Below are 15,107 nucleotides of genomic sequence, written 5' to 3' on the forward strand. Positions count from 1 at the left end.
AAATACAAAATTTCTTCTATATATTCTTTCTCGGATTTTTTATCGCTGCATAATTTTTTGCAAACATTATTTACAAAATATTCAATGCGTTATCAGCGGCATTGTGCCTTTACACTAGCCAAATTTTATGCATCGCTACCTGAATTTTTAGTTTTATGTTTTTTGAAACTAAAACCAGTATATTGGTCGTTTATGTACCTAACATCATTGCTGCTGTTTATTCTGAAATATATTTGCCATTGCATTTTAGACACTAATCCAGTTCGTTTCTCATTTTAAGCTAAGTTATACGGGCAAATTAAATGCACAAAACTATTAAATGTTCACTTTAGTTCACTTATGTATGTCTTTTGTATAACTGCTTTTGTTTCGGCCGCAAACCACTCTTTACATTAATACTCAATAATGTTAATAACGATTAGTAGGCAGAATGCGAATTGTACTGATCAATCAATACTGGCTGCCCAGACATAATGAATTATGAGACAGCCGCTTTGATGTATTTAACGTTACATTTTAGTTATATTAACATCAGTCGAGCCTGATAGTAAGTAATATTAGCCTATTTCCGGCACCTTTTTATCGGAGGGAGACGCTCTGTAGCGTTTTTTTATTAAAATTAAGTTGTTCTTTCAGTATTTACCTTGCCATTTATATTTTGCTTTATCTGATAAAATCAGAGCATCTGCCGGTATTTATAGTAAAAGGGTTATTTGAGTTAAAGCGAAACATGATACTTTAAAGGTTGACTAACGCAATTTATAGGCTAGTTAAAGTACTTTAACGGTTAGTTTTAAGTGTTTGTAAGTCAGGTCAACATCTATAATCTCAATGACTTAAGTGCAAATTAATTTAACTACGCTGCCTGATTAGTTCAGTAATTTTAGTTTAAATGACGGCATTATCGCCGTTATTAGGCTTAACTGCTCTGTATTATTGAAATTTGCATATTGAGAAAACGAAATATTTTAATGTATTCGGTATCTACTCGTTAGTACTTTAAAGTTTTTAATTACCTATTAACAGGTTATGCATTTAATAGTTAGAAAATCACTAATTTATTACGTGGTAAAGAGTTTCCAAGATTTTTTAACCAGATTGCGTTTTTTAATGACGCTTTAGGCATAAAGTTAATCTATCCAACCATGCTATTAGTGGCAGTTACTGCAATAAATATTAAAAAAAATTGCATAGCGATGTGTCTGAGTATTTGCTATCTTGGTTTATCAATTAATGAATAGCAATTCAGTAATAAACATATTAAAATCAAGGTGTTATTTTATAAAGTTTTGTTTTAGGGCATTAAATCGATTTTTTCATGGTACTAAATTACCCTATACAAGTATTAATGATAATTGCGCTAAGGTTTTTTTTGCTATTTTTAATACGTGGTTTTATTTACCCAGCGATTGATAGCTGAACGGCTGATCTTTATGGGCTTAGCCTTATTTTCATTATTGTAATTGTGGGAAAAAACCAATTTAACTATTTCGCGCTAAATTCAGCAGTACATGCGTACTCATTGTACAATTTAATAGAATTTAGAGCAATATAAATATCTTAATAAGGTGGAGATGTTTATTTTTAGTGCTCTTTATTACATAAATATTCTTGAAGAATAATTAATGTGGGCGTGCAGTTGGACGCACTTAACCTCAAGGCTCACGATTGTACTTTCGTGACATTTTGTCTTACAATATTGCACGGTTTTTCCTTTATTTTAACCTGTACCTACAAGACTGGAACTGTTGTTTCTTTAGGATAGGTATGTGTATATTAGAAATTGGTGGATCCCTGCTCTTTAACGCCACGATGGTGTCGTGCAATGCATGAATTGGTGTTACCCCTTTCACAACCTGCTTATCTATGCAGGGTAATTAGTTACAATAATGTCCTCTTTAGTAACTTTTGATTTGTGGTTACCATATTTTATATGGGCTGATTAGCCACATGTTACGCAGCATTTCCTCTGGTTGGCAATCTTGTCGCATTTTGTTGCGCAATCAATAAGCAGGATAATCAATATCCTAGTTTTGTCCCATTTCACGTCAGTGATTTCTTACGTGGTCAGAATACTGTAATCGTATGTGGCTTTAACAATAAATGTTATACCAAAGCCGCAATTTCATTGATCATGACAACTTTTAACACCCTTTATTATTTAGATGAAGTGTTATTAGAGACATTTCATATATGATGATCAATTAATTACAACGTATTAATCAAATTTTATCGCGCTCGCAGTGGCGATGAACGAGTAGCTTCAATTAATACGTGCTCTTCTAGATGGTAATAATTTATTGATACCGAGATTATTATTTATTGCTTATAGCAAACTTGCCTCGATATGTTCGCGCCCTCGGCGTCATCGCCATAAAGGGTCACATAAAATTATCAAATGAACTCGATGAACCGTAGCAGTGCTATTTTACTAGTCGTTGTAGATAAGTACTACAAATAAGGAAAAGGGGAGGCGATGTGTTTATAGTAAATCACTATTAGTGCTTTTTAGATACAATACTATAAGATGTATTGCTCTAATGATTTTGTCGCTCGCGAGTGTCAAGTAAGTGTAATTAGTAAATACGTTATGATAAAGTTTTCTGCTGGCGTCGTCAGCAACGAACATCAAATCATGCATTAAACCATAAGCCCTATCAAGGGCTCGCGTGGGCTGGTTATATTATCTCCAGTTATTTTAACATGTGGCAGAATAGGGTTTTATTGCAATGTACCGCGTAGCTTTGACCCACACAGCCAACGTTAATATGAACTTTATTACTGTTGTTGTCTTTAGCGATAGTAGTCAGTAAAAGTATAAATATATTTGATTATTGTTCGGCCTATTTTTTGGTAATATAATGATATTAAAGATAAAATGACGTTACATGTCGATAAAAGATAAAGCACAAGCTATGATGATCTAATGACAGACATGGTATATGGAACGTTCCAATACCTGTAATGATTTATAACTGCGACATATTGTAACAAATTGCGACTTATCTGTAACTCCAAGCTTTAACTGAGCATTATGAGCATAACGATGCTCATATAACTTTACTAAACTTTCCACTTAGGTGATACTTATTAAAGTAATTTCGTTACCAGTAAAATACTACCATTTCACATTCGGCAAAATTTATCCTGCATGTGGTTGAATTACTTAATTATTCCAGATAGTAAAGTGGTTTTCATACCACAACGATTAGCTGTTTGCATTATAAGTCAATGAGTTTTACTTTTATTAGATCTTATTGAGTAATATTAAAGTTAATTTAAACGTTAATATTATTTTCTGCTTATACTACCTCCATATAAATAGAGAATTAGCGCTTGACATGCACTTCGCTATTGCACTTGCATTAGTACCTTAATGGTAGATAGATATTTATAATTAATTAAAAATTATAATTGAGTGTATTAACTATCATCTCCTCTTCACAGGTTTTTCTATATAAAGAATAATGTTAAGCTGGATTACAGCTGTCAAGTTCGTTTATGAATTTTATTATACGTGCCCGCCGTGCGGTATTTTGATATAAAGACATTGTCATTCTATTCCTCACTATTTAAGTAGATAGACTCTAATTATTTAGCTTCTTGAAAGTATTTCGTGTGAGGATTATATATTGAGTTACTGCAGCTCCCCAGCTGCAGTAGACTTTGCTTTCGTTGAAAACGCAATAAAATATTCATAATTTGAGTTTATCTAAATACCTAACCGCATTTGTATTAGATGTTAAATGGTGTAGTACGGCTGTGAACCGAACGGGATTCGTATGTAATAAGCAAATGACTGCTAGCAGCATGGTAGCGGAGCTAAACCAAACGGCAGCTTATAAAATCTAGTCATCTAATGATTGTAGTGGCTAGAGGTGCAGTTATATCACTACAAATCAATCCAGAAAGTAGTGTTAACTAGGTCTCTATTTCATGAGGAATATCGAGTCATCAATGGTAAATGCAGTAACTATTTATGAGAAAAAAACGCATATACTCGGACTAGTGGCTTTATCTTATTAATGGTTATTGCATATTGTCTGCAATTTTATATAAATAAGTATGATGGATATAGTCAAGCGTATCAGATTTTAAACTAGATAAGTTGCAAATAATCCAACTAATATAATTAGTTACTGCATTTTAGTAAAAATAATTTGTTATGAACGGTGACCAACATTTTGCTAGTATGAGTAGTACATTTTGCTCTTCTGCGTGCAGAAGAGATATTGTTACAGTTTTGTGCTGTAGAGTCAGCTTTAGAGTATTTGACATAACCACAGGTTCTTTAAATTTTAAAAAACATCATACGTTAAATAAGAAATTAATGATATCGCCATCCTGAACTATATAATCTTTCCCTTCGAATCGCATTTTCCCGGCTTTTTTAGCACCTTGCTCTCCTTGATAAGAAATAAAATCAGCAAAGGAAATTGTTTGGGCTCTAATAAACCCTTTTTCGAAATCAGTATGAATTTTGCTGGCTGCTTGCGGCGCTGTAGCGCCTACCTGGATAGTCCAGGCGCGTAATTCTTTCACCCCGACAGTAAAATAAGTTTGCAGATTCAACAGTTCATAACCGGTACGAATTACGCGGTTTAAGCTCGGCTCGCTAAAACCGAGTTCCTCTATGAATTTATTTCGTTCTTCTTCATCGATATTTGCCATATCGGATTCAATTATCGCGCATACCGGTATTACAACCGCCCCCTCGTTCTCAGCAATAGCGTAAACTTTATCCAGGTGATGATTATTTTCAAAACCGGCTTCATTAACATTAGCGATGTACATAGTCGGTTTGAGCGTTAGAAAACTAAGATAGCGTATAATATTTTTTTCATCACTCGAGAGATCTAACATTCGTAGAATGCCGTCATTGCTCAGATGGGATAGGCATTTTTCTAGCACTGTCAGCTGCAATTTGGCATCCTTGTTTCCAGTTTTAGCATTTTTTTGCACCCGATGAATAGCGAGCTCGCACAGTTCCAAATCGGACATAGCTAATTCGGTATTAATAACATTAATATCGTTTATCGGATCGATTTTTCCCGATACATGAATAATGTTATCGCTTTCAAAGCAACGTACGACGTGACCGATAGCTTCTGTTGAACGAATATTAGTCAAAAATTGGTTACCTAATCCTTCTCCTTTTGATGCGTTTTTTACTAAACCAGCTATATCTACAAATTCTGTCGTAGCTTGTACGATACGACGTGGTTTAATAATTTTTGCTAACTTATTTATGCGCGTATCGGGCACCGGCACCACGCCAGTATTGGGAATGATAGTACAAAATGGAAAGTTCATTGCGTTGGCGTTCGCTTTGGTCAGAGCATTAAACAAGGTAGATTTACCCACGTTTGGTAACCCGACAATACTGCATTTAAAACCCATAGTGGTCTTACTTCCAATATTTATATTATTATTTAGTTAATTTTATGATTTATATCATATCTTTAAGTGTTTATTATACGCAAAATATGGTAAAAATAAACGTTTAGCATGTGTGTTTAACCTGGCTAGTAAGCATTTAGGTTCTTCATATCCTTCGTAGCATCTTGGGTAACAAGAATTTCCGTACAACGGACCGCCTTATCTATAGCATTATTAATAAGCTGTAATTCCGCTAAAGGTGGTTTACCGAGCACAAAGCTTACTACTTTGTCTTTGTTGCCAGGGTGGCCGATACCGATACGTAGGCGGTGGAAATTGTGATTGCTGCCAAGTCGGTTAATAATATCTTTGAGGCCATTGTGGCAGCCATGACTACCGCCCAGCTTCAGTCGAGTTTTGCCAGGTAGCAGAGCTAGCTCGTCGTGCGCCACCATAATTTCTTCTGGTGCGATGCGATAAAAAGTGGCCATCGTAGTTACTGCTTTACCGCTGAGATTCATGAAGGTAGTCGGAACCAGAAGGTGAATATCTCTGCCTCCTAGGATCAGGCTGCAGGTGTAGCCGTAAAATTTGCTTTGATCTTTTAACGTTTGCTGGTAACGCTTTGCCAGTGATTCCACATACCAAGCACCGGCATTGTGGCGAGTTGCGGCGTATTGTGCGCCTGGATTAGCTAATCCTACAATTAATTTAATCCTCATATTTTCTCTTATCTGACTAGATTTCTTGTTAGTTTACTTAGCTAGGGCAATGCAATTTCTAATTGACGGCAGGGTATTGGTAGTGATGATAGTGCCGATTTGTATGATCTACTCAAAATTTGTGATAGTTAATCATAAATTAATGACTTAATTATTGCCATACATGAATCAATGTATGGGAATAATGAGCGTAATGAATTACGTTGAAATGGCTCCTGCCAGGACAATCAGAGAGTGTTATAATATGAGACGCAAATTAGCAATGCGAGTCAGCAATAGCTTAATGGGGGTTAAGATGATACTGATGAATAGTAGAACTTTATTTTGTGCTTAAATCTGCTGCTCTCAATCTAGATATTAAATCTTATAATTATCGTCTGGCTTTATAATATGCACTTTTTAGTCGGTGGATTATTATTGTATTAATACACGGAGTGTGCGCATGAGTTGTAATTATAAGGCAATAATGGATCGCTGCTGACGGTACTTAAAAGCTTTTATTCGCACATGATAAAAATCATAACGTCGCTATCATTAACCTTTGTGCTTTGATAGTGTGCAAGATAATCTAAAACAACGGCAAAGCGATTGTGGCGCTTACCTTTTAACTTTCTTGAGTAACCAGACGAACGACCTTGCCATGATCGGCGCAAAATTATCGATATTCAAACATCGCCGATATGGATTCTTCGTTGCTGATACATCGAATCGCTTCTGCTAACATCCCTGACAATGTCCGTGTGTATACATTAGGTAGCGCCTTGATCGCTAAATTAAGAGGAATAGTGTCACAGACAATTACTTTATCGATCATTGAATTCTTGATGTTTGCATGAGCGCTGCCAGAAAAGATCGGGTGAGTTGCATAGGCAAACACCCGCTTGGCTCCGCTTTCCTTTAGTGCTTCGGCAGCTTTGCATAAAGTACCTCCAGTATCGATCATATCATCTACTAGCACGCAGTCGCGACCAGCGACATCACCGATAATATGCATGACCTGAGAAACGTTGGCGTGCGGTCGGCGCTTGTCGATAATCGCCATATCAGTGTCTTTAAGTAGCTTAGCTATTGCGCGGGCGCGCACTACACCACCTATATCAGGCGATACGATGATCGGATTTTTCAAATCTTGCTGCAACATATCCTCCAGTAAGATCGGGCTGCTAAACACGTTATCTACTGGTACGTCAAAAAATCCCTGAATTTGCTCTGCGTGCAAATCGACTGTTAATACGCGGTCAACGCCGACGCTTGACAGAAAATCGGCTACTACTTTGGCGGTAATGGGGACGCGTGCAGAACGAACACGGCGATCTTGACGCGCATAACCGAAGTAAGGGATGACGGCGGTGATACGTCCTGCTGATGCTCGGCGCAGCGCATCTACCATAACTATTAGTTCCATTAAGTTGTCATTGGTCGGTGCGCAGGTAGACTGAATGATAAAAATATCTCCTCCGCGAACATTTTCATTGATTTGTACACTTACTTCTCCGTCGCTAAAACGGCTAACAGCAGCATTACCAAGATTAGTATATAAACGGTTGGCAATACGTTGTGCTAGTTCCGGGGTTGCATTTCCAGCAAAAAGCTTCATATCAGGCACGAGAATAACCTCAGGATTGGATCGAGATAAAACATTTCGCTAGCCTAACGTTGAAAAGACGTCTGCGCCTGCGGGTAATGTCATTAGACCATCGTCGTTGGTCAGATTATTTTTGCATCAATGATAACGCCCGATGTAGCGGGGAAACGTTCATACCTTTCGCAACAAAACTTCGCATCCATACCGGAGTCTGCAAGAAAACCTGACGAGCGGCATCCTCGGTGTCGAATTCGGCAAAAACACAAGCGCCTGTGCCAGTCATTCTTGACGGTGCATATTTTAATAACCATAAAAGATGTTGCTCAACTGAGGGAAAATGTTTTTTTGCGACTTGTTCACAAACATTTTGAAAAGTGACGGACATCAGCTGATCAAGTGAGCAGTACTGTGCGTTTCTTTGCAGATTAGGGTCGCTAAAAATGCTTGAAGTAGCAATATTGACCGGCGGTACGGCGATAAGATACCATTTTTCTACTAAGACAACTGGTGTAAGTTGTTCACCAATGCCTTCGGCGAATGCCGCCGTACCTCGCACGAATACCGGCACATCAGCGCCAATAATTAGTCCCAGCCTCGTAAGGGTCGTAATAGTTAAACCGCAGCCCCACTGGGCATTGAGTGCCACAAGCACGGTTGCCGCGTCGGAAGACCCGCCACCGAGCCCCCCGCCCATAGGTAGCACTTTTTCAAGCCATATATCTGCCCCAGGAGTGGTTGGGTCATTAGTTTTCCAGCAGTAGCGCTGCAACATAAGCGCTGCTTGAACTATAAGATTGTTCTTTTCTGTCACGCCAGCTACAGGATTCAGCAGACGAACACGGCCGCCGACTGTCTTTGTTATATACAGTGTGTCGCCATAATCCAAAAATTGAAATAGTGTTTGCAGCAGATGGTAACCGTCGGAGCGTTTTCCAGTAATGTACAAAAACAGGTTAATCTTAGCGGGGGCTGGCCACTGATGTGTCATGAGCATTACAGATTCCAGCTATGCATGTTTAATTTAATGAGTTTATCACCTTGGATTAATTCCATAGTAGATGGTAGCGCCGGCACACTATCTTCGTGATAACTCTGGTAGGTCACAGTCCAGTGTTGCCCGTTGTGACTATAACGTAACTGGTGAAGGTAACCGCGGGAATCTAAGGTGAAATCGGTGGCATCGCCGGGTAAACCAATCATCCAATGACGCAAACTATTGAGTGGGATATATATGCCAATTAGTTTTTGTATTATAACTTCAGGATCGTCGCTTATGTAGAGGAAACCCCGTTTATTGACGATTTGTACTACATTAGACGTAACATTAAGAACCATCTCTATACTGCCGAAAGGATTAGTCAAAATTAATCGGTAGTGATTGACGCTAGTCTGCTGCCAGTTAAAATTTGCGAAAATTTTCAGTTCCTGGGAACGATAGGCGAAAGAGCCGCGAGTCTGGTAACGTGTAAGCCTGGAAAGCAATTGCTGGTGATGGTTACGCGATTCAGGCGCATGTTGACTTTTACTTATATCATAAGGAGTATGAATACTACAAGCGGTCAACGGCATAACAGCGATCAGCAGCAGCCGTAAAATAGCGTAACCACGCTCTGGCATTACTGCGACTTCCTTAAATATACTAGGTTAGTAATACTCACGCTAAAATAGCTGCAGTTATCATTATTGTCAATAGCTTTAATATTTTATAAATTATAAGTTACGTTAAATAAAATAAAGAAATCGAGTTGTGGCTTTTTTTTTGCACTTGTGTACTAAGTAGAATTAGTACAAGATATAAATATACTAATAATTATACTATTCTGTATACCATGCATCTCCCATGGCATTGATAACACAAAAGATGGTTTTGGTTCGACGCAAATTTATGACAAATTAATTGAGAGAATCATCGAATACTACGTTAATTGGGAAGGTATTCCACTAAATTTTAAAAAATTTATATATTGGTCTCTGACGCAAAAAAAGGGATACGCAACGAAATTTAGATCAATTTTCATGCGATCGTGTTTGTCATGTATTGTGGTGTTGCAGATTTTTTGAATTTAAATTTCAGTGACGGTTTTTCTAGTAAGCTAAGGTTAGCCGAAACGGCTGAACTGGTATCGTTATTTGAGTGAAATTACACATTGAAGCAGTAGGTCATCGCCAACTAAATTAGTGAATAAATTTAGCGTGTAGCGGAAGAAGTCAGCGATTACGTCATGAACTTAACATGAATTGATTGCTAATTGAGAAAAGCTAACATTGTTATTACTTCTATTTTCAGTAGATGCAAACGAATTATATTGAAGGAATGAATAGCGGAATAACCTCTCAACCAATACCGTTGGTAAGCTCATAGTTACTGCTAAATATCGCTGTACCGTGATATATTGAACCGAACGGGACTTAAGATGTCAGAGCCACTTATCTTTACACTGTAGACTATCTACAGTGTCATCATTGAAAAATTTTGTGCAGCATGCAAATAATGCTGCACTGATAAAAACACTGTCGTCGCTAAGGAAAGTCTTATACTTTATGAATTAGCAGTGGCACTTTGCCACTAACTAGGAATAAATTTTAAAAGATATGGTATACAAGCTAATAAACCGTTTTGTCCTTATCTATGCGACGAATAAATCTTTGTAACAGGCTTGTAAATAAAGGCGATCCATAGGAAAAATTTTGTTTTATGTTTTAAACTCGATACATACTAAAACATAATTAGGGGTAAATACATTAAGAATGAATCCTTCAATGGTCGCTAAATTAGAGGCGTTACAAGAGCGCCGAAAAGAAGTGGAACTTTTGCTTGGCGATCCAAGTGTAATTTCTGATCAAGCGCGTTTTCGTGCTTTATCAAAAGAGTACGCGCAACTATCTGATGTGGCAAGCTACTTTCATCGTTGGCACCAAGTGCAAGAAGATATCCAAAATGCAGAGGACCTGCTTCTGGATCCTGAATTACGCGATATAGCACAACAAGAGATGGAAGCTTCTCGCTTTTGTCAAGAACGACTAGAACAGCAACTTGAGGTCTTGCTGTTACCGAAAGATCTTGATGACCAACGTGGGTGTTTCCTGGAAGTGCGTGCCGGCATCGGTGGCGATGAGGCAGCGTTATTTGCGGGTGATTTGTTTCGAATGTATAGTCGTTTCGCCGAAATCCGCTGCTGGAAAATGGAGATCGTCAGCGCAAGTGCTGGAGAGCATGGCGGATTCAAAGAGATTATTGCCAATGTGTGTCATGAAGGTGCTTACGGTGTGCTGAAATTTGAATCTGGCGGTCATCGCGTGCAAAGAGTACCGGAAACAGAATCCCAGGGGCGCATCCACACATCGACTTGCACTGTAGTCGTGATGCCTGAGATCCCAGAGGTTGAACTGCCGGAAATAAACGTTGCTGATTTGCACATCGATACTTTTCGCTCCTCCGGAGCGGGTGGTCAGCATGTCAACACTACTGATTCAGCTATTCGCATTACCCATCTACCTACTGGGCTAGTGGTGGCATGTCAAGATGAACGCTCTCAACACAAAAATAAAGCTAAGGCCCTAGCTGTGCTAGGAGCACGTTTGCGCGCCTTGACGGTTCAGCGTCGACATCAAGAGGAGTCTACTACGCGCCGTAATCTGTTGAGTAGCGGCGAGCGCTCTGATCGCATCCGTACCTATAATTTTCCGCAGGGGCGGGTAACTGATCACCGTATTGGCCTGACGCTGTACAGGCTTGAGGAAGTGTTCGAAGGCAAGCTTGATATGCTGATTCAGCCTATCATGCAAGAGTATGCTACTGATCAGCTTGCTGCTTTGTCTGAGATGGTCTAATGACTTGGCAGCAATGGTTAACTCAGGCAGTGACACGATTGCGAGCGTCTTTTAGTCTTAGCGCTAAGCTGGATGCTGAAATATTACTGGCTTTAGTTACTGGCGCAACGCGAACTAAATTGCTAGCTTTCGGCGAAAGCCAGTTGATTAACGAGCTGCACGTTAGGCTTGAAGCGCTGTTAGTCCGCCGCGAACGAGGCGAACCCCTAGCGTATCTGATTGGCGAACGCGAGTTCTGGTCCTTGCGGTTGCGGGTATCGCCTGATACCATGATTCCACGTCCTGATACGGAATGTTTAGTGCAATGTGCGCTTGACCTGTTGCCGCCATCTCGCGTTGAGGTGCTGGATTTGGGTACCGGCAGCGGCGCTATCGCGTTAGCTCTAGCTTCGGAGCGGCCAGCATGGCAGATAACCGGTGTTGATCGCGTGTTAGGCGCAGTTGTTCTTGCACGTGACAATGCTAACAGCCTGGGGCTGAACAATGTTCAGTTTTACAAAAGTGATTGGTTTAAAGTATTGCAGACGCAGCGCTATAGTCTTATTGTGAGTAACCCACCTTACATAAAGGCTAACGATCCGCATCTTACACAGGGTGATGTACGTTTTGAGCCTCGCAGCGCTCTGGTGTCGGGGAAGGATGGTCTAGAGGATTTATCAGCAATTTGTCGCGGAGCGGGTAGGCATTTGTTATCCAACGGCTGGTTAATATTAGAACATGGTTGTAGTCAGGGAGCTGCTGTGCGCGCTCTGCTTGCTGTTGTAGGTTTTACCAATATAGCTACTCTTCGTGATTATAGTAATAATGAGCGCGTTAGCCAAGGACAGTGGCTGTTATAACTAATGCCTTTAAAAAAGGAAATAAAAATTTTGTTAAATAAGCAACAATATAACTAGTAACCAGGAGGTTTAACTATGGTTACCATAAGTTTCCTCCGCCTTTTGGTGTTTTTACCTCTGCTTTTTCTTGGTTTTTTTATGATACTCATACGTGATGTCTGATCGATCCTGATTAGGATCGCCTTGTTAATCAAGGCTGATAATGAATACGATTGCCTATTTTAAATATAAGAACCTACATCTACCTAATCAGGTAGATAGGCTGCTAGTTACCTAGTTTTTTCGGCCTTTTACCTTAGATCACATCCTAAGTCAGTCAACAGGAGTTGACTGTTTTTCTAAGAATTATCTTGCTGCATGTCGCTAACTATAAATATTCTCTTAAATATTAATAGTGTTTCTTATCTAGAAGATTTAGATTGCCGATTATTTAGACAGTAAAATATGGCGGCAAAATGCAACATAAATAAAATTGGCATTATGTTTCAGTGAAACAATTCTTAAGTTTAATTTGGCGGATTCATAAGAAATTCGCGCGATCGGCTTGTTTCATGTAAAGCTAAATTGTGATTACGTTGCACAAAACTGTTTAAATCTCTTCGTTAAGCAGTATTGAGACAATTCATTCAGTATAATTATCTAAATTCAAATTTAATTTATTAAGCAATAATCGGTTACAATAAATTCACTGATGACGATATGTGCTGCTGTTTAATAGTAAACTTTAATCAAAAGGTGAAGCATGAAACATGTAGTAGTTAATATTGGCGACATTAAGGTAGCGAATGATCTGCCTTTCGTGCTGTTTGGTGGAATGAACGTGCTGGAGTCGCGGGATTTGGCGATGCGTATCTGCGAACACTATGTTTCCGTGACGGAAAAATTAGCCATTCCTTACGTTTTCAAGGCTTCGTTTGATAAAGCCAATCGATCATTAATTCATTCTTATCGTGGACCGGGATTAGAAGAAGGCATGAAAATTTTTGCCGAACTAAAGGCGCAATTTGGTGTAAAAGTAATAACTGATGTGCATGAGGCTAATCAATCACAAAGCGTAGCGGAAGTTGTGGATGTTATCCAGTTACCAGCATTTTTGGCTCGCCAAACAAACCTGGTGGAGGCTATGGCCCTTACCGGAGCGGTGATTAACGTGAAAAAACCGCAATTTATTAGTCCCGGACAAGTGGTTAATATCGTCGATAAGTTTCGTGCAGCAGGTAATAACCAGGTAATTTTATGCGATCGTGGCAGTAATTTCGGCTATGATAATCTTGTAGTGGACATGCTAGGCTTTAATGTAATGAAACAGGTCTCTAAGGGTTGCCCAGTTATCTTTGATGTTACCCACGCGTTGCAAACCCGTGATCCGTTTAAAGCGACTACTGGTGGCCGCCGCGCACAGGTTAGCGAGCTGGCCCGCGCTGGTATGGCGGTCGGTATTGCTGGTCTATTTATTGAGGCGCATCCAAACCCGGAGCATGCCAAATGTGACGGCTCTTCGGCTTTGCCACTGGTTAAGCTAGAGCCATTTTTGCGCCAGATGAAGGCGATTGATGAATTAGTAAAATCTTTCCCAGAACTTGATACCAGCCACTAATGCTCTGTGAGCAACACACTCAGAGTAGCCATCTCTATGAGATGGAATTATGACTGTCATCATTCTGCACTCTTAATCGAGATACATTAAAATAATGATATTAACAAGCAAAAACAGAGTGCCAGTCAGTGTTGATTAAATTTTTGACAGGTACTTATCTGTGGCGCGCAAATTAGCATGCTAAGCTTTTAAATTTCTATTAAAGTATTCTAGTATGATTAAGGCCAACAAGAAAGGAAATAGAGTCCTCACAATCTGTGCTCATATAGCATTTTAGCGCAAACTGGTATAAATATTTTATTTTAATAAGTGCTTATTTGATGGCGTTACTACCAGTAAAGATTATTTTGATTAGTAGAAAAATAAATCGAATTATTTTGTAAAATCGTATTAATGATCATGATAATTAGTAATATTTCCTATATCAAAGTAGATGTTATCTGGTTGCTAGCTGAATTTTTGGAAAATCAGAATAGGTACTTATTATTAATAATGGTCAACGGTTTAAATACAATGCGGCGGTAGTTTGCCGCACAACGCGATTGCAAACTCCGTGCATACAGATTTATATCAGCCGTATTTTGTAGCATCCATGCCAAAATTGATAAGAGTCATAGTTAGAAAAATCGCGATGATTCCGGCAACATCCCGTTGATGGTATATTTTTGAGCAGGTGTTGGAAGTTGTCATTTGTCCTTAATGTATTTTCAATAAGAGTACAGGGAGGTTATATATGCTAGACAAAATTTATTTTTATTTTCCTATAGTGTTATCTAACATATAGTAAACCTAACGAGTAAAATAGCCATTTATACTGTCAAAAAGTACCTCTATGGTATATTTAACTGCAGAAAATTTAGTGCCAACGAAAGTCAGCGGGAATAATAAATCACCACTATGCTTTTGTCCTTCAAGTGAAATGATGGATAGCGAAACTGTTACAGCATTACGTGGTTCTCAAATATGAGATAACCATCATCATATGGTTTATATGCCATTCAATATATTAATGCGTTCGGGGTTGTTATGAAGGTTGCCCTAGTCACACTACCAGCTCAATTAACTTGAATAAGATTCATAGCCAAGACAGACTATAACATCAACTGATTAACGTTGAACATGGGGCATTGAATACAATAATTAGTTTTGGAATC

General features: G+C 38.8%; 8 protein-coding genes. 3 read left to right on the plus strand and 5 right to left on the minus strand.

Annotation, left to right across the window (positions count from 1 at the left end; translation table 11 throughout):
* Positions 1 to 4,308: 4,308 nt before the first annotated feature.
* The 5 genes from ychF to lolB form a co-directional block, all read right to left on the minus strand.
* On the minus strand, positions 4,309 to 5,400 hold the full coding sequence (ychF, locus tag HBA_RS01890; protein WP_097032348.1) for a redox-regulated ATPase YchF: 1,092 nt from the start codon (positions 5,398 to 5,400) through the stop codon (positions 4,309 to 4,311).
* 125 nt (positions 5,401 to 5,525) lie between these two features.
* Complete coding sequence (pth, locus tag HBA_RS01895; protein WP_097032349.1) at positions 5,526 to 6,101, minus strand: aminoacyl-tRNA hydrolase; 576 nt, start codon at positions 6,099 to 6,101, stop codon at positions 5,526 to 5,528.
* Between the two features lie 655 nt (positions 6,102 to 6,756).
* Positions 6,757 to 7,707, minus strand: coding sequence for a ribose-phosphate pyrophosphokinase (locus HBA_RS01900; RefSeq protein WP_157774250.1), 951 nt, complete (start codon positions 7,705 to 7,707; stop codon positions 6,757 to 6,759).
* Between the two features lie 106 nt (positions 7,708 to 7,813).
* Positions 7,814 to 8,674, minus strand: a complete 861-nt coding sequence (ispE, locus tag HBA_RS01905) for a 4-(cytidine 5'-diphospho)-2-C-methyl-D-erythritol kinase (RefSeq protein ID WP_097032616.1) — start codon at positions 8,672 to 8,674, stop codon at positions 7,814 to 7,816.
* 5 nt (positions 8,675 to 8,679) lie between these two features.
* On the minus strand, positions 8,680 to 9,303 hold the full coding sequence (gene lolB, locus HBA_RS01910; protein ID WP_097032351.1) for a lipoprotein insertase outer membrane protein LolB: 624 nt from the start codon (positions 9,301 to 9,303) through the stop codon (positions 8,680 to 8,682).
* Positions 9,304 to 10,434: 1,131 nt separating this feature from the next.
* On the opposite strand from lolB, the gene prfA reads away from it, so the two are divergent.
* The 3 genes from prfA (at position 10,435) to kdsA (ending at position 13,953) form a co-directional block, all read left to right on the plus strand.
* Positions 10,435 to 11,517: a peptide chain release factor 1 gene (prfA, locus tag HBA_RS01915; protein ID WP_097032352.1), complete on the plus strand. Its 1,083-nt coding sequence runs from the start codon at positions 10,435 to 10,437 to the stop codon at positions 11,515 to 11,517.
* Positions 11,517 to 12,356, plus strand: coding sequence for a peptide chain release factor N(5)-glutamine methyltransferase (gene prmC, locus HBA_RS01920; RefSeq protein ID WP_097032353.1), 840 nt, complete (start codon positions 11,517 to 11,519; stop codon positions 12,354 to 12,356). Before prfA ends, prmC begins: the two co-directional genes overlap by 1 nt.
* Before the next feature lie 742 nt (positions 12,357 to 13,098).
* Positions 13,099 to 13,953: a 3-deoxy-8-phosphooctulonate synthase gene (gene kdsA / locus HBA_RS01925; RefSeq protein ID WP_097032354.1), complete on the plus strand. Its 855-nt coding sequence runs from the start codon at positions 13,099 to 13,101 to the stop codon at positions 13,951 to 13,953.
* Positions 13,954 to 15,107 lie beyond the last annotated feature (1,154 nt).

This window comes from Sodalis endosymbiont of Henestaris halophilus, assembly GCF_900161835.1.
Classification (GTDB): Bacteria; Pseudomonadota; Gammaproteobacteria; order Enterobacterales; family Enterobacteriaceae.

Excerpts from the sequence above, each read along its gene's own strand:
- pth (WP_097032349.1), bottom strand. The coding sequence starts at position 6,101 with ATGAGGATTAAATTAATTGTAGGATTAGCTAATCCAGGCGCACAATAC.
- prmC (WP_097032353.1), top strand. The coding sequence starts at position 11,517 with ATGACTTGGCAGCAATGGTTAACTCAGGCAGTGACACGATTGCGAGCG.
- ychF (WP_097032348.1), bottom strand. The coding sequence starts at position 5,400 with ATGGGTTTTAAATGCAGTATTGTCGGGTTACCAAACGTGGGTAAATCT.
- prfA (WP_097032352.1), top strand. The coding sequence starts at position 10,435 with ATGAATCCTTCAATGGTCGCTAAATTAGAGGCGTTACAAGAGCGCCGA.
- lolB (WP_097032351.1), bottom strand. The coding sequence starts at position 9,303 with ATGCCAGAGCGTGGTTACGCTATTTTACGGCTGCTGCTGATCGCTGTT.
- kdsA (WP_097032354.1), top strand. The coding sequence starts at position 13,099 with ATGAAACATGTAGTAGTTAATATTGGCGACATTAAGGTAGCGAATGAT.
- ispE (WP_097032616.1), bottom strand. The coding sequence starts at position 8,674 with ATGACACATCAGTGGCCAGCCCCCGCTAAGATTAACCTGTTTTTGTAC.